Source organism: Amycolatopsis sp. NPDC006125 (genome assembly GCF_040614195.1).
GTDB classification, from domain to species: Bacteria; Actinomycetota; Actinomycetes; order Mycobacteriales; family Pseudonocardiaceae; genus Amycolatopsis_E; species Amycolatopsis_E tucumanensis.
In genome coordinates this window covers 77552-93223 of the sequence record NZ_JBEXTZ010000001.1, presented here as the reverse complement: position 1 = coordinate 93223, position 15672 = coordinate 77552, and the positions used below count along the sequence as shown (strand labels likewise).

The 15672-nt window shown below is 68.5% G+C and carries 13 protein-coding genes; 2 read left to right on the top strand and 11 right to left on the bottom strand.

Going from position 1 to position 15672, the window contains the following annotated elements:
- Positions 1-495: 495 nt before the first annotated feature.
- Positions 496-2361: a helix-turn-helix domain-containing protein gene (locus ABZ193_RS00450; RefSeq protein ID WP_354708309.1), complete on the top strand. Its 1866-nt coding sequence runs from the start codon at positions 496-498 to the stop codon at positions 2359-2361.
- 201 nt (positions 2362-2562) lie between these two features.
- Here ABZ193_RS00450 and ABZ193_RS00445 read toward each other — a convergent pair whose 3' ends face one another.
- The 11 genes from ABZ193_RS00445 to ABZ193_RS00395 all read right to left on the bottom strand — a co-directional run bounded on the left by ABZ193_RS00445 (position 2563) and on the right by ABZ193_RS00395 (position 14183).
- Positions 2563-3408 carry an alpha/beta hydrolase gene (locus ABZ193_RS00445; protein ID WP_237337063.1) on the bottom strand — a complete coding sequence of 282 codons (846 nt, stop codon included), beginning with the start codon at positions 3406-3408 and terminating at the stop codon, positions 2563-2565.
- Between the two features lie 43 nt (positions 3409-3451).
- Entirely contained in the window at positions 3452-4225 is a 774-nt protein-coding gene (locus ABZ193_RS00440; RefSeq protein ID WP_354708308.1) for a 3-hydroxybutyrate dehydrogenase, read from the bottom strand.
- 165 nt (positions 4226-4390) lie between these two features.
- Positions 4391-6418, bottom strand: coding sequence for an acetoacetate--CoA ligase (locus ABZ193_RS00435; RefSeq protein ID WP_354708307.1), 2028 nt, complete (start codon positions 6416-6418; stop codon positions 4391-4393).
- Entirely contained in the window at positions 6372-7556 is a 1185-nt protein-coding gene (locus ABZ193_RS00430; RefSeq protein WP_237337066.1) for a cytochrome P450, read from the bottom strand. The genes ABZ193_RS00435 and ABZ193_RS00430 overlap by 47 nt, the downstream gene beginning before the upstream one ends.
- 21 nt (positions 7557-7577) lie before the next feature.
- A complete protein-coding gene (locus ABZ193_RS00425; RefSeq protein ID WP_354708306.1) occupies positions 7578-8738 on the bottom strand; it encodes an FAD-dependent oxidoreductase in 1161 nt (386 codons plus the stop codon).
- Positions 8728-8925, bottom strand: coding sequence for a ferredoxin (locus tag ABZ193_RS00420; RefSeq protein WP_354708305.1), 198 nt, complete (start codon positions 8923-8925; stop codon positions 8728-8730). The genes ABZ193_RS00425 and ABZ193_RS00420 overlap by 11 nt, the downstream gene beginning before the upstream one ends.
- Positions 8922-10079, bottom strand: a complete 1158-nt coding sequence (locus tag ABZ193_RS00415; RefSeq protein ID WP_354708304.1) for an alpha/beta hydrolase — start codon at positions 10077-10079, stop codon at positions 8922-8924. Before ABZ193_RS00415 ends, ABZ193_RS00420 begins: the two co-directional genes overlap by 4 nt.
- A gap of 17 nt (positions 10080-10096) precedes the next feature.
- Positions 10097-11068 (bottom strand): cyclase family protein, encoded by a 972-nt coding sequence (locus tag ABZ193_RS00410; RefSeq protein ID WP_354708303.1) that lies wholly within the window; start codon positions 11066-11068, stop codon positions 10097-10099.
- A 14-nt stretch (positions 11069-11082) separates the two neighbouring features.
- The gene (locus tag ABZ193_RS00405; protein WP_354708302.1) at positions 11083-12201 is read right to left on the bottom strand and encodes an FAD-dependent oxidoreductase; all 1119 of its coding nucleotides are present in this window, start codon (positions 12199-12201) and stop codon (positions 11083-11085) included.
- Between the two features lie 20 nt (positions 12202-12221).
- Complete coding sequence (locus ABZ193_RS00400; RefSeq protein WP_354708301.1) at positions 12222-13151, bottom strand: VOC family protein; 930 nt, start codon at positions 13149-13151, stop codon at positions 12222-12224.
- 111 nt (positions 13152-13262) lie between these two features.
- Positions 13263-14183: a LysR family transcriptional regulator gene (locus ABZ193_RS00395; RefSeq protein WP_237337073.1), complete on the bottom strand. Its 921-nt coding sequence runs from the start codon at positions 14181-14183 to the stop codon at positions 13263-13265.
- A 750-nt stretch (positions 14184-14933) separates the two neighbouring features.
- On the opposite strand from ABZ193_RS00395, the gene ABZ193_RS00390 reads away from it, so the two are divergent.
- Positions 14934-15638 carry a zinc-binding dehydrogenase gene (locus tag ABZ193_RS00390; protein WP_354708300.1) on the top strand — a complete coding sequence of 235 codons (705 nt, stop codon included), beginning with the start codon at positions 14934-14936 and terminating at the stop codon, positions 15636-15638.
- Positions 15639-15672: the final 34 nt, after the last annotated feature.

Sequence of the window (15672 nt, the reverse complement as noted above, 5' to 3'; positions counted from 1 at the left end):
TGGGCGTCCTAGCCGGGAGAGCCCTGCACGGGCCGTTGCTGGAGCACGAGGAGAAGCGCAGCACAGAGCTGGTCGAGACCCGTGCAGCACTGGTTCGACGGGTGGGTCCCTGGCCGAGACACCGACCCAGATGCACGTCCACCCCAAATACCATCGGCTCGACCAGGCCGGGTCGGCTGCTCGGCGCCACCTGACGGAACCCCGAACGCAGAGCGGAGGTGGAGATCGGTCTGAGACTTCCACGTCCTGCGCCAGGACGGGATTGTCGCCGCCTGGTCACCTCATCCGCATCGCCCCAAGCGGCGCGAGCGACCCGGAGGGACCCCGAGGGTGTCCTCGGGAGCCGCTCGGCCGCCGCGAAGTGTCTCGTTACGCGACAATCCGATGCGCAGTGACGTAGGTAACATCGCGTAAGCGCGGGTGGCACCCGGCGGCCGAGCCGTCGACCGCACTCCCCCGACTGGACACTGGAGTCTGGAGGCTGGAGGCCGAGGGATGAATGACTGGCTGCGCACCGCCAGCAGGGCGCGCGACGACGTCTTCTCCAACGCGCTGGATGCACAGGTCGGCGCGGCGGTGGACCTGCGGCCCACTGTGTACGAGTCATGGCGCCGCTCGCGCTTGCAGGGCCTGGCGCCCGAGGCCGTCTCTCCGATGCCGCTGGCCGAGGTGGAGTTCGACGGCTATCTGGCGCGTACGGTCACCCGGATCGTCGAGAAGCGCGCCGCCGCGCTCGACCAGAGTGCCTGTGCGCTGGTGCTCACCGACCGTGAGGGCCGACTGCTGCGGCGCTGGGTGCGCGACGCCGAGATGGCCGCCGGCCTGGATGCCAAGGGCGTGGCGGCCGGGTTCATGATGGACGAGTCCACGGTTGGCACGACCGGGCTGGTCACGTTGCTCACCGGCAGCCCGGAACTGATTCGGGGTCCAGAGCACTTCTCGGAGCTGTTCAAGCAGTACAGCTGCGCCAGCGCCCCGATCTTCCACCCGGTGCGCCGGGTCCTGCTGGGCAGTGTCTCGCTCATCTGCCGCGTCGCCGACACCACCCCGCTCATGCTCTCGTGGGTCACGGAGCTGGTGATGGCCGTCCAGGAGGCGCTCTTGCTCCGCGCCTCTCAGCGCGAGCAACGGCTCTTCGACGCCTACACGACCTACAACCGCGACGTACGCCACCCGATCATCGCCCTCGACGTCACGACCATCATCACCAACGCGGCGGCGGCCCGCCTGCTCGGCGGCGTCGACCAGACCCTGCTGTGGGAGCACGCACGGCGCAGCCTGCGCGAAGGCGACCGCGGCCCGAGCAGCCTGACCCTGCCCGACGGTCAGGTGCTCAAGGTGGACTGCCGCCCACTGGCCCATGACGACACCGATGCCGGCGCCATCCTGATCCTGCGCAGGGACCCGACAGCCCGTGCGCACCGGCCTGCGACCGAGCTCGCGCAGGGCTCCTCCGGATTCGCCGCTGAGGCCTCCGCGGCCGCGGGGAGCCTTGGGCCTGCCCCCGTCGGTCTGCCCGTTGCCGACGCCCCGGCCGCGTTGCCGGGTCTGGTCGGGCGCAGCGAGAAGTGGCGTGCGCTGTGCCGCCGGGCGGCGTCCTTGCGCAACGGTCCCGAGGCTGTGCTCGTGCTGGGCGAGCCCGGCACGGGCCGACTGGCGGTGGCTCGGGCGCTGCAGGACCTGCCGGATGTCCGCGTCGTCGACGCCGTCGAGGCCGTCGCACTCGGCGACGACGGCTGGTGCGGCCTGTTGGCCTCCCAGCTCGGGGACCCCGACACCGCTCTGGTCGTACGCCACGCCGACTTGCTCTCGCCCTCGGCTGCGCTTGCGACCCTGGCTGCGGTACGGCGCACGCCGCCGACCCGAGTGCTGGCGACCGCCCGCAGCGGTGCCGGTGAGCAGGCCGTCCACAACCCGCTGCTCGGCTCCTTCGAGTCGGTCCTCGAGGTGCCGCCGCTGCGCGAGCGCCTCGACGACTTCCCTGTTCTGCTGGCCCGCTTCTCCGCGGAGGCGGCGCGCGGCGGACTGCCCGCCACGTGGTCCCCGGAGGCGGTGCAGGCACTGACCCGGCTCGACTGGCCGGGCAACCTGGCCTCACTGCGGGCGTTGGTCCGCCGTACGGTCACTGGCCGCTCCGCCGGCCGGATCGGCACCGCCGACCTCCCACCGGAGTACGTCGCGCGCGCCGCGCGACGCCAACTGGCCGCGCTGGAACAGATCGAGGCGCAGACGATCGTTCGGGCCGTGCGAGAGGCGGGGGGCAACAAGCACCAGGCGGCATTGACGCTCGGCATCGCGCGCTCCACGTTGTACCGCAAGATTCGCGCGCTGGGTCTGGATCTCTCGGCCAGCACCTACTGATCCGACAAGTGCAGTTGTCCGCCGGCCAACTGCGCGGCTGCGGCAGCGGATTCCTGTGCCATAGCTGCCCGGTCGCGTGTCAAGCCGGCAGCAGGCGGCCCGTTCGATTGACGCTGCGCCCACTATTCAACGGGGGGATATCCGGCCAAGCCGGAATATCCCAATGCGACTGTTCTCCGATATCGCCGGATCGCGCGCTGACTAGCGATTCAAGAAGGCCGAGAGCACAGTGTTGAAGCGCTCGGGGTGCTCGAACTGCGTCCAGTGGCCGCACTGGCCGAAGACGTGCAGTTCGGCGCGCCCGATGAGCTCCAGGAGTCGGACAGCCGAGCTCAGCGGGATTACGCCGTCCTCGCGACCATGAATCACGAGCGTCTCATGTGGCAGCGTGGCGATGCGTTCCTCCGGCACCGCCAGGCGATCCAGCACCTCCTGGTGGGGGTGTGGGAACATCTGCTCGTACGCCTCCTGCCGACCCGGACGGGTGGACGCCTCGAATCGCAGCCGCACCAGGTCGTCGGTGACGAGTGAGGTGTCGTAGGCGAGCAGGTCGACCAGGTCGCGCATGGCCTCGAAGGATGGCCGGTAGCCCCACACTTTCCTCAGGCTCGGCGTGACGGGGAGCGATAGTCCGGCACTGCCCATGAGGGCGAGCCTGTCGACACGGTCGGGGTGCTCGGTGGCCAGGCGGAGGGCCAGCGCGCCGCCGAAGCTGTTTCCCACGACGCTGACCCGGTCCAGCCCGAGGGCGTCGAGCAGCGCGACGAGGTGCTCGACCCAGCGCGACGGGGTGTAGACCCCGTCGGCGGGACGTTGCGTGTCACCGAAGCCCGGGATGTCGGGGGCCACGACGCGCAGGCTGCTCGCCAGGGCGGAGATCGTGGGGCGCCAGGTGCCCCACGCCGTGGCCCCGGGCCCAGACCCGTGCAGCAGCAGGACGGTGCCCGCCACCGGCCGAACGTGCGCGACGTCGTGCACGTTCGTCGCTATCCCGCCGGCGTCGACCGTTGTTCCGATCTCAGGGTTGCTGGCGTCGCTGCCGGTCATCGGGTTCCTCTCGTGCGGCTCGCGCGGTTGGCGGACGGAGCCCTCAGGTCGCGGTCCAGCCGCCGTCGAGGACATAGGAGGCGCCGTTTATCGAGTCGGTGCCAGGGCCGCACAGGAAGCCAACGAGACCGGCGACCTCTTCGGGTTCGATCAGCCGCTTTACGGGTGTCCGAGCCAGCAGCACGTCGGATACGACCTGGTCCTCGGCCACCCCGTGGCGCGATGCCTGATCGGCGATCTGGCCCTCGACCAGGGGCGTACGCACGTACCCCGGTGCGACAGTATTGCTGGTGACCCCGCGCTCGGCACCCTCGACCGCGAGGACTTTCGACAGACCCTCGAGGCCGTGCTTAGCGCTGACGTATGCCGACTTGAAGGCGGACGCTCGATGGCCGTGGGCGGACGTCACGTGCACCAGCCGGCCCCAGCGCCGCTCGTACATCCCCGGCAGGACGGCGCGTGCGAGCAGGAAGGGGGCGTGCAGCATGAGCCGGTGGATCAGCTCGAAGCGCGCGGGTTCGAACTCCTCCACCGGAGCAACGTGCTGAATGCCGGCGCAGTTGATCAGGATGTCGACAGCGCGGTTCCGCAGGCCGAGCGCCTCGATCGCTGCGGGATCGCTGAGGTCGACGGCAAGCGCTTCGCCGCCGACCTCTTCGGCCGCGCGCTCGGCGCCCGCCCGGTCGAGGTCCAGCGCGATGACATGGGCTCCGTCAGCGGCCAGCCGCTCGGCGATGGCCCGGCCAAGGCCGCTGGCCGCGCCCGTGACGGCGGCGACGCGGCCCTCGAGTGCGGGGGTGTCCTGGAGCGTTGCCATGGCCGAAAGCGTATGGAGAAAGTCAGAGATCGGTTGTCGCACTTCGCTACAGCTGCCGTGGCGCGTCCCACTGCCGTCTCGGAATGCGGCAACCGGCAGCGCGATCATCGTGGCAGGCTTGCCCGGGTCGTTCGCCGGATACCTGACGCCGCGAATCGCGCACCGCTACTCGTGGATCCCGTCCAGGTGTGCTCTACGCCGGCCGGCGAACTGGGCGTACCAGGCGATGAGCCCGGGGTCGTCGACACTGGCCGGGTCCAGAACGGATTCCGCGTCCTCTCCCCGGAACAGCCGCTTGAGCGGCACTTCCAGCTTCTTCCCCGTTCGCGTGTGCGGGATGCCCGGAACAGCGATGATCTCGTCCGGCACGTGGCGCGGCGAGGTCCGGGTGCGGATGGTGGCCCGAATCTCGTCGATCAGCTGCTGGTCGAGCCGGCAGCCCTCGGCGAGCCGGACGAACATGGGCATGTAGTAACCACCGTTGCCCTCCTCGATCCCGATGACGAGCGCCTCGGCCACCTGCGGAAGGGACTCGACCGGATCTGTGATGTCCGCGCTGCCCATGCGGATGCCGTGACGGTTGAGGGTCGCGTCCGACCGCCCGTGGATCACGACAGAACCGCGGCCGGTGATCGTCACCCAGTCACCGTGCCGCCAGACTCCCGGGAAGTGCTCGAAATAGGTGGCGCGAAAGCGGCGCTTGCCGTGGTCGTCCCAGAAACCGAGCGGCATCGACGGCATCGGAGCACGCACCACGAGCTCGCCGACCTCGTCCCGGACCGGCCGGCCCCGGTCGTCGTAGCAGTCGAGCGCCACGCCCAGGCATGGCGCGGAAAGCTCGCCTGCCCGCGCCGGGACGTTGGGGGCGGGGCCGGCGAAGGCGGTGCACACATCGGTTCCCCCGCTCATCGAGGCGACCTGCACGTGCGGCCCCAACTGGGCGGACAGCCAGCTCTGCAGGTCCGCGGGGAACGTCGAGCCGGTGACGCCGACCGTGGTGAGCGAACCGAATCGACGGCCGGCTGGTCCGGTGTCGTTCCTCCGGCAGGCGGCCAGGTACGCAGGGCTGGTGCCGAGCAGGGTGAGGTCGAGTTGTTCGGCCAGCCGCCACAGCGTCCCGGTGTCCGGGTGGCCGGGATTGCCTTCGAAACACACGATGGTCGTGCCGAGCAGCAACGTGCCGACGAGGAAGTTCCACATCATCCAGCTCGGCGTGGTGTGCCAGAAGACCCGGTCCCCCGCACGCAGGTTCAGGTGCAGGCCACCGATCTTGCACGACTCGATGGTCACCCCGCCGTGGCCGTGGACGATCCCCTTGGGGCGCCCAGTCGTCCCGGACGAGAACAGCACCCACAGCGGATGGTCGAACGACACGGGGACGGGTTCGAAGGGCGCGTCTTCCGTTCCGGCAGCGGAGTCCCACGCGAGCGTGCCCACCTGCCCGTCGAGCGTGATCGTCGCCCGCAGCGATGGCAACGAGGCACGCAGCTTTTCGACGTCGGCATTGCGGTCGATCAACCGGCCCGCGTTCACGTATGTCGTGCCCGCGATCAGCACAGCCGGATCGAGCTGGCCCAGCCGGGCCACGGCCGCGTCGGCGGCGTAGTCGAGACCGCACAGACTCCACACAGCGCCGAGGCTGGCGGTCGCCAGCAGAGCGACGACCGCCTCCACGCCGTTGGGCAGATACCCCACGACGCGATCACCGCGCGTGACGCCGAGCTCCCGTAGCGTCGCGGCAACCGACGCCACCTGCCGCCTCAGCTCTCCCCACGTCAGCTCGACGGGAACGAACCGCTCGTCGACTGTCACGACCGCGACGGCGTCGGCCTCTCGCCGCTGGAGAACCTCGGACGCGAAATTGAGCTCCACGCCAGGGAACCAGGCGACGTCCGGCATGCGATCCCCGACGAGAACCGGCCCGTCGACAGGCCGCTCCGGCAGGCCGAAGTAGTCCCACACGAGCGCCCAGAACTCCTGTGGGGCCTCGACCGACCACTTCCACAGGCTCCGGTAGTCCTCGTCGAGCGGCAGACCGGTCCGCGACCCGGCCGCCCGCGCGAACTCGGTGATGCGCGCCTTGTCGGCTCCGCTCGTGGTCGGGACCCAGCCGGGTGCTTTGATCGCCACTGACGCCTTGCTCCTTCTAGTCATCTGTCTCGAGGTGGACCACGGGCAGTGATTCCAAGCCACGAATCACGTTGTTCAGGTGCCGTGTCGCCTCCCCGACGTGGATGCGTCGTACCCGCGCGGCGAGCGCACGCAGTATTGCGTGTGCTTCGATCTTCGCGAGCGCCTGTCCCGCACAGGTGTGCGTGCCGTAGCCGAACGCCAGGTGGTCAACGGGATTGCGCTGGATGTCGAAACTGTCGGGGTCCGGGTACTGGCGTTCATCGCGGTTTCCGGATCCGTAGAGCAGCACGACCTGTGCGCCGGACGGGATGTGCGTGTCGTCGACGGTCACGTCCCGCGTGATCTTCCGGGCGAACGCTTGGACGGGTGCATCATAGCGAAGGACTTCGTTGAATGCGCTGGGAATGAAGTCGGGATTCGCGCGGAGGGCGTCCCATTGATCCGGGTGGGTCGCGAAGAGCTGTATCGAATTGGCGATGGCGTTGATCGTGGTGTCCATGCCGGCCGTGGTGTATGCGGCGAGCAACGGAACGCACGAGTCGTGGCCGATCTGTCCGGCGTCGGCCGCGTCGAAGATCGCACGGCCCATGCTGCCGGGTTTCAGGTCCTCGGCGCGCAACGTGCCGAGCCACGCGAACATCTCCTGGATGACTCCGAGGCCCTTCTCGGTGCGCTCGTTCATGGGACCGAAGACCGTGAATGTGCCGTCCGCCCAACGGAGCATGTCGTCACGCGCCCGCTCGGGGAGTCCGATGAGATCGAACACCACCGACAGCGGCAACGCCGCCGCGAGGTCGGTCACGGCGTCGAACTCGCCACGCGTGACCAGTGCGTCCACGAGTTTGCCGGCGCTCGCTTCGATGTCGTCCTTGACCTTCCGCAGGGCGCGGGGCGCCAGCTGCTCGGAGAGCACAGAACGGAGCGTGTCGTGCTGCGGCGGGTCGGTACCGAGCACCGTGCCGACGAGGAAGCCGTTCACCACGTCGTTCAGTCCGACGGCGGCGTCCGAGGAGAACGTTTCCCAGTCACGCAGCGCGGCGCGGATGTGTTCGTACCGCGGCAATGCCCACGCGTCGATCTTGTCGAGGTACACGGCGGCGCCCGACGCACGCAACGTGGCGTAGGCGGGGTAGGGATCCGTGAGGATCGTGTCCGAGAACAGATCGATTTCGGTGTGCGGGACGGGAGCGATCGTCATTGGTCTCTCCAAGGTTGGTTGTCAGGACGCGCGGGACAGGGCCCGTAGTTTGCCGATGGGGACTCGGGTGTTCACCGCGGCGGCCGTTGTGGCGGAGCGCTCGTCCCGCCACTGCAGGAGCAGCTCCGAAGTGCCGGGTGAGCCGTCGAGAATGTGCGGGTTGCCCGCCGCCGGCAGCTTCCCGCAGACCTTGATGGTCAGACCGAACTGTTCGGTCCAGAAATATCCTGCGGGATTCAACGGCGGTGCCCCGTCTCCGTACAGGAGGGCGGCGGCCGCGGTACGCGCTTGCTCGAGGGCACTGTTCCACAGTGGAGTGCGCCGGTGTCCACCGTCGGCGGGGAAAGCGGCGACATCACCCGCGGCGACGATGTTCTCAAGGACACGTCCCCGCGCATCCACCTGAACGCCACCTCTGGCGGGGAGGCCGGTACCGGCGAGCCACTCGACGTTCGGTGTGCAGCCGACAGCACTGAGGATGACGTCGCCTTCGAACTGACGCCCGTCGCCGAGTTCGACGATCGGTGACGTCACGCCCCGGAGCCGGATCGAGGGGTGACACACGAACCGGACGCCGGCTCGCCGGGCGGCCGCCGCGACGAGGTCGGCGAGGTACTCCCCCAGCTGTGCGAGCAGTGGCGGCTGCCGGTCGACGATCGTTACCTCGGCACCGTGATCGACACACGCGGACGCGAGCTCCATTCCGAGTATGCCCGCGCCGACGATCACGACCCGGCAGTGTCCCCGCAGCTCGCGGGCCAGCCACAGCGCGTCATCGAGGTCGCGGAAGGTCGTTTCCCGGGCGCCGGGTTCGGCGGCACCGAGATCGGCGAGCCGCCGAGCGCGCGCGCCGGTCGTGATCGCGAGCCCATCGAACGCGAGGTCGTCGCCGTCGTCGAGCACCAGCCGGCGCGCCTGCAGATCCGCCGCGAGCACCCGGGTGTTCAGGCGCTGGTCGATGTCACCGCCCAACGGTTGCAGCGCGATGTCGCCGGGTTCCTCGGTGCCCGCGAGAACACCTTTCGACAGGGCGGGACGGCTGTATGCGGCATGCGGCTCGGCCCCGAGCAGGGTGATGCGCCCGTCGTAACCGTTGCGGCGCAGGGTGTCGGCGACGACCGCGCCGGCCAGCGACGCACCGACGACCGCGATGTGGCGTAGCCGGGTCGCACTAGCTGTCATCGCGGATCCTGAGTGCGGCGACGGGGCAGACACGCGCGGCGGAGGAAGCATCCGGCGCGTGCTCCGGCCGTAGCTCTTCGACATCCAGGACGAGTTCTCCTTCGTCGTCGAGGTGCATCAGCTGCGGGGCCGTTTCGGCGCAGATGCCGTAACCTTCGCAGCGTCGCCGATCCACGCTGATCTTCATCGTTGCCCTTTCAGTTCCGTCACCGTCTCGCCGATCCAGTCGCAGATGTAGTCCCGGACCACGGGCAGGTTGTCGATGCTGCAGTGCTCGACGCCTCCCTCGCGGTCGGTGAAGATCTTCAGCTCGCGCTTGGGAGAGTTGACGAGGTCGTGGAAAAGGTCGTTGGCGTAGTGGACCGGGATCTGCCGGTCGTTTTCGCCGTGGACGACGAGGAAGGGCACGGTGACCCGGTCCATGATGCCGCGCAGCGTGATCTTCGGTGCCAGAGCGAGAAACTCGTCCAAGTCGTGACAGCCCCACACCCACTTCACGTGTTCCCAGTAGTGCGGGACCGGCCGGTCGCCCTGGTTTTCCAGTCGCCGCAGCTGCACCTGACCCCAGTCGTAGTTGGATCCCCACGCGACACCGAACCGGATACGCGGTTCGAACGCGGTCGCCCGGGGGCCGTAGTAGCCCCCGAGCGACCAGGCGAGCATGCCGACCATGTCCTCGTCGACATCCGGGCGGGTGGCGAGGTAGTCGATGCACGCCGCCGCCCACTGCTCGGTCTCGGGAACGGCCGTCAGGCCGCGCAAGCGCAGCGCCTCGCCGGCTCCGGGCGTGTCGACCATGAGGGTGGCGATGCCACGGCGACGCAACTCCTCCGCGGTGCCGCTGCCGTACAGCTGTTCCTTCGTGCTGTCCAGGCCGTTGAAGAACAGCACGCACGGAACCGGGTCCGGGGTGTCCGGGCGGACCAGGATGCCCGGCAGGCTGGCGCCACCGTAGGGGATCTCGACCCGTTCGGCGGGCTGTTCGGTCAGCTCCAGGTAGCGGGCGAAGGAGTCCAATGCGTTGCGGTAGGCGACCTTGCGGGGCTCGAAGGAATGCGCCTGCATGCGTTCGGCTGTCTGGTAGTATACGGCAGCGCGTCCGTACTTCTGTCCCGCGCTGCGCCGCCTGCCGCGTTTTTCATCCTCTTCGGCCAATTCGACGAGGTTGTCGGCCACAGCGGACCAGGAACGGAAGAACGCCTGTGTCGCCTCGTCGTCGTCAGTGGCCAGGTCGTGCAGCGGGCGGCAGGCGCGGTCCACCTCACCGATCAGACCGCCGACGGCCAGAGCGATCCCGACGGAGAGGTTCCACACGTACTTGTCCGGGAACGGTTCGAACACTGCGTGCCTTTCATCTGTCACTTGATCGCCACCGCGCTCACCGGGGCACCGGAGCCACCGGTGATCGGCAAGGGCGAGGCCACGAACATGAACTCGTACACGCCGTCCTCGGCGCAGTACGCGGCGAGCTCGTCGAGGTCGAACATCTCCCCGAAAGCGATGCCGCCGTGCACGAGCGAAACGATGTGCAGGGGTTGGAAGTACCCGACCTCGTTGGGCCGTACCTCCACGCCCCAGGTGTCGGTGGCGACGGCCGCGATGTCGTGCTCACGCAGCCAGGGCGCCGTGTGCAGTGACAGCCCTGGCGCGGGGCCACCGGCGTAGTCACCCCAGTGGCCCCGGCGCGCGGCCATGAACCCGGTGCGCACGAGGAGGGCGTCTCCCGGGCGCACGGTGAGGTCGTGCGCCGCGAACACCTCCTCGATCGCATCGGGTGTGATCGCCTCGCCCGGCTCCAGCGATTCGACTCCCCGGTGGGCAGGCAGATCCACCAGCACCCCGCGCATCACGACGCGGCCGGTGTAGTTCTCGATGCCGTTGGCCGCGGCGCCGCCGCTGGTGACCTGTCCGGCCGAGCGCCCGTTCCACATCTTGCCTTCCCAGAAGATGTGCGACAGCGAGTCCCATTGGGTGCCGCACTGCGTCGGCATGACGAGCACGTCGTCGGAGAACCCGAAGCCCTTCGCCGGGCCGAACCCGCCCGGCAGCTGATCCTGCGCTCCCGACACATGATCGGTACCGGTAGCGGTGACCAGCAGCTGCGGGTTGTTGCGGAAACCGCCGGGTTGTGGCCCGGCCTGGTCGTACGGCAGGGTCAGCGAGATCGGAATCCCCTTGCGCACCAGCGCTGCGGCGCGGCGGACCTCCTCGGGGCCGACCAGGTTGAGCGCACCGAGCTGATCATCAGGTCCCCAGCGACCCCAGTTCGAGCACTTGTCGATGTACTGGTGCAACAGGCGTGTGTCATCGTCGGCATATTCGGTACCCATCGGAATTCCTTCGATCAGAACGGGCCGGCCAGTCGCTCGAACGCCTCGCCCATGACGCGCGAGTGGTCGGCCCCTGGCGTGTCGGGGTGGGTCTGCCAGTGGCTCAGCAGGGACGCGGTCTCGACCACGTACTTGCAGCGGTCGAAGCGGCGCGTGCAGTAGGCGCGCAAAGCGTCGTCGACCGTCGCCGCGGCGGCCAGTTCCTCACCGAGCACGACCGCGTCCTCCAGGCACATCGCCGCTCCAGCGGCCAGGTGCGGTGTCGTGCAGTGCGCCGAATCGCCGAGGAGAACCGTGCGGCCCCGGAACCACGGGTCAGGCACGAGGACGGTCTCGAACCTCGTGTAGTGGATCTGGTCCGCGTCTTTGATGGCGTCCCGGATTTCCGCCACCACACCACCGAACGGCGCGATCCGTGCCCGGACGACGTCGACCATCTCCTCCTTCTCCGGCCGGTAGCCGTCGTCGATCGGGAACAGGCAGTACATGTACATCCGGTCCGGCGCGGTGGGCGTGAATCCCATCGCGACATCGCCGGCCGGGTGGAACTGCACTTCCGCGGTCACCTCGGCCGGCCGGGGCAGCACCACCCGGAAGATGCCTTGCCCCAGGGGTTGCGGGGTCAGCGGCTCGAAGAGCAGCTCGCGGATGGTGGACCTGATGCCATCGGCACCGATGACCAGGTCGTAGTGGCCGCGCTCGCCGTTGTCGAAGGTGACGTCGGCCGCGGTCCGGTGCTGTTCGATGTGGACCGGCGCGACGCCGGTGCGCACGACTGTGCCTTCTTTCGTCGCGTGGTCGATCAGGATCGTGTGCAGGGTCGGGCGCATCATGCCCAGCAGACCCGGCTGGTCGGTGCCGACCGGCGACGGCAGCGGGAACCGTTCGGCCAAGGTGCCGTCGACGTCGTAGATCTCGAAGTCGGTGACGCCGTACCCCTGGTCGACGCAGTCCGCGTAGACACCGAGCCGGTCGAGTGCGCGCAGCGCTGGTGCGATCAACGTGATACCGCTGCCGAGCGCTTCGACCCGGGGCTGCCGTTCGACCAGATCGACCTCGATGCCCTGGCGCGACAACACCATTGCCGTGGCCAGCCCGCTGATTCCACCGCCGACGATGAGAGCTTTCGTCATGACAGTCATCCGTTCCTGTTTTACAGCGGTGCTGGGGTCCACAGCCCCTGGTCGGGGGAGTTGTGCATGGCCGGGATCATCGGTTCGAAGGGGCCACCGGTGCCCCACTGGTCGGCGACCTCCGGGGCCGCGGAGAACGTGCGTGGTTCCCAGGCCTCGTCGTCGTCGATCCGCTCGAGCTCGGTGGTGTATTCCACGACATTGCCGACGGGGTCGGTGAAATAGGAGAAGGTGTTGTCTCCCGCACTGTGCCTGCCCGGTCCCCAGACGGGATCGCGGCCCTGACGGATGAGCCGCCCTGTCCCGCGCATGAACTCGTCGAGACCGCGCATCTCGAAGGACACGTGGTTCAACGAGGTGTGCGGGCCCTGAGCGATCGCGAGAATGTGGTGATCGGACCGGACTCGCATGAAACACATCTTGTCTTCCAGCCAGTCCGACAAGCGGAAACCCAGATGCGTCTCGTAGAACCGCTTGGTCGCCGCGACATCGGGCGAGTTGACGACCACGTGACTGAGCTTCTGCGGGACCGATTCCCGAGGCTCCAGCGCCCGCCACGGACGTTGTGCGACGTCGCTGGAGACCTCGATGAGGCGGCCGTCCGGGTCGAAGAACCGGAACCCGTAACCGCCACCGGGCGTGCCGAGCTTGTCGGGCTCCCGCACCAGGGTGATGCCGGCCGACCCCAGCCGCTGCGCCAACTCGTCCACAGCGGACGCGCTCTCCGCGGCGAACGCGATCAGGTCCACGCGCTTCGCGGAGTCCTTGCGGACGCGCACGATGTAGGCCTCGGGATTGGCAGGGGTTCCGAAGAACACCACATCGGAGTCCTCGTCGACGATCTCCAGACCCCATGCGGAACGGTAAAATTCGACTGTTTCCCGGAAATCCGGGACGCCGAGCCCCACGTGGCGAACGTGGGTCAGCGGTGACTTCGCTGCCTGAGTCATTGATGTTCTCACTTCATTGTGCGGTCAGCCTCCGCACACGCTAACCGCGCCAACCCCCGCACTGATAGCGATGGATATCGATGTGAACCATCATTGGAATCGATGGATGGCTCAGGGCTGCAGCGCGGCGGCCGCCCGTGCGACTCGGTTGCGCAGCCACCGGTGGGCGGGGTCCGTCTCGGCGCGCGGCGACCAGAACATCGACTCGCTCATCGTGTCGATCGTGAACGGCGGATCGAGCAACCGGATCCCGGCCCGCTCGGCGAAGTACCGGCCGAGCCGCTCGTGCAGCAGCGCCATGAGCCGGGTGCCGCGGAGCATGAACGGCTGGATGACGAAACTCTGCGTGCCGATCTCGACCGGACGATCGATGCCCAGCTCGCGGAACCGGAGTTCGCTGATCGTGCGCAACGAGGTCCCGGCGAAGGACACGTAGGGCAATGTCCGGAACTGCTCCTCGGTGATCCGACCCCCGATCTCCGGATGGTCGCGGTCGACAGCGCACACCAACCGATCGGTGAACAGCTTCTCCGAGCTCGCCTGGAGGTCCTCAGGCATCAGTTCGTCCGGAAAGATCAGCAGATCCAGCTGCGAGCGGCTGACCTGCTCGGCGAAATCCGGCGCGATCGGGCGGACGGTGAAGCGCAGGTTCGGCGCCTCGACCTCGAGCTCGGCCAACAGCGGTCCGAGCAGGATCAACAAGACGTAGTCGCTGGCCATCAGCGTGAACTGGCGATGATCGGCCCCAGGATCGAACCGCCGACCGGACCGGATCGTCGACTCGACCAAGTCCAGCGCCTCACGGAGAGGCTCGATCAGCTGCAGCGCCCGGGTGGTCGGCACGAGCGACCGGCCCTCCCGGACCAGGAGCGGGTCGTCGAAGAACTTCCGCAGCCGGGACAACGACGCGCTCATCGCCGGCTGCCCGACCGACATCCGCTCGGCCGCCCTCGTGACACTGCACTCGGCCATCAACGCGTCGAACGCCAGCAGCAGGTTGAGGTCGAGCCGATACAGCTGCTCACGATCCACGATGTCACCGTCCCGGCCGGCTCATGAGGTCGCACGACCCTAACCCCAGGGCCCGGTGACCATCAACGCGGCCGATGCGCGACACCGGCAGTCATCACCACAACACAATGGCGGTTCGTCAGACGCCGACATTTGACGAACCGGAGCCACCGCTGCATGACTCCCACAAGACGGTTACGAGAATCACCGGGGTTACGGACCATCAGCGGTACTAGCGGAGCCCCGTTAGCCACAAAGGAACTGATAAAGGTCTGGCACTGTACTCCAGGCGCGGAGGCCAACACATCAGCGGACTGCGGGTGCGAGGAACCAACTGTGACGATTAGGGGATTCGAACCCCTGACCCCCGCACTGCCAGTGTGGTGCGCTACCTCTTCCAGCCTGCACTTTCAGAGAATCCGCTGGCCAGTTGGGACAGTTTGGCGTTGAGTCGGACGCGGGACCCGTTCGGGGTCGGCCAGCTTGACGTCGTGCGCGCGGACCGCGAGCCGGCCGCGGATGCCTTGGCCGCTGCGTTCGCCGGCCATGCCGGCGTAGACGATGGCGCCGTGGGAGCGAGGCAAATACACGCCCGGCTCGCGCGGGTCTTGGGTGACGGCCTGGTCGAAGGTCAGCCACGGGGACCATGCGGCCAGGCGGCAGGTGTGATGCCGGCGGCGCGGTCCCGGCCGGGTTGTCGTCGTTGCCGCTGCTTAGCGATCTTGATGACGACGAGCTCCGGGTCCGAGGGCCGGGGGGTGGGGCGCACCAGTGGATCACCTCGCCGACCTTCTTGATGATGTTGCCGCGGGGCCGGTTGAGCGCGGCGGGCTTGCAGTGGTGCTGGAGAACATCGACTGGAAGCCGGGTGTGGTGGCCGGGCTGGGGTGGAGCGGAGGCGGCGCTGGCCGGCATCGCTGCCGCAGCCGGTCGGCAACAGGCGCCGGGCAGCGCGGTGGTGACCGCCGGCTGCGACGAGGCCGCCCGGGACGCGGTCGCGGTGTGGACGTCAGCCCGCTGGGTGCCCGACCGGGGCTCGATCGCGGTGCAACTGGCGAAGCTGGCGCCACCGTGATCGGCGCGGGCCGCGCCCACAATCGCGAAGCCGCCCTCGACCTGGGGCCCGACGTGTTCGTCGACCTGGAGGACGACCGGCAGGAAGACATCGGCGAAGTCGACGTGGTTCTCGACGTGTTCGGCAAGGAGATCGGCGCGCGGTCCGCCGGCGTGGTGCGGGCGGGTGGCACGCTGGTCACCATCACCGCCCTGCCCGAATTCGAGCCGCGGTACGGGCGATCGGTCTTCTTCGTCGTGGAACCGGACCGCGCCCGGCTCGCTCAACTGGTCGGGCTCGTCCGCGAAGACAGCCTGCGTGTCCTGATCAGGTCACGTGATTCGCCGGCCGAGGTGCTGCAGGCCTTCAACGCCGGACGGCAAGTTGGCGGGAGACCGATCGTCATGGTCGACGAGCCCTAAGCGTCGCAGCCAACCGACCGGGTCGCCGCAGCTC

What these genes read in the sequence shown, in the direction of transcription:
- ABZ193_RS00450 (WP_354708309.1), top strand. Translation starts at nt 496, where the DNA reads ATGAATGACTGGCTGCGCACCGCCAGCAGGGCGCGCGACGACGTCTTC.
- ABZ193_RS00445 (WP_237337063.1), bottom strand. Translation starts at nt 3,408, where the DNA reads ATGACCGGCAGCGACGCCAGCAACCCTGAGATCGGAACAACGGTCGAC.
- ABZ193_RS00440 (WP_354708308.1), bottom strand. Translation starts at nt 4,225, where the DNA reads ATGGCAACGCTCCAGGACACCCCCGCACTCGAGGGCCGCGTCGCCGCC.
- ABZ193_RS00430 (WP_237337066.1), bottom strand. Translation starts at nt 7,556, where the DNA reads ATGACGATCGCTCCCGTCCCGCACACCGAAATCGATCTGTTCTCGGAC.
- ABZ193_RS00425 (WP_354708306.1), bottom strand. Translation starts at nt 8,738, where the DNA reads ATGACAGCTAGTGCGACCCGGCTACGCCACATCGCGGTCGTCGGTGCG.
- ABZ193_RS00420 (WP_354708305.1), bottom strand. Translation starts at nt 8,925, where the DNA reads ATGAAGATCAGCGTGGATCGGCGACGCTGCGAAGGTTACGGCATCTGC.
- ABZ193_RS00410 (WP_354708303.1), bottom strand. Translation starts at nt 11,068, where the DNA reads ATGGGTACCGAATATGCCGACGATGACACACGCCTGTTGCACCAGTAC.
- ABZ193_RS00405 (WP_354708302.1), bottom strand. Translation starts at nt 12,201, where the DNA reads ATGACGAAAGCTCTCATCGTCGGCGGTGGAATCAGCGGGCTGGCCACG.
- ABZ193_RS00400 (WP_354708301.1), bottom strand. Translation starts at nt 13,151, where the DNA reads ATGACTCAGGCAGCGAAGTCACCGCTGACCCACGTTCGCCACGTGGGG.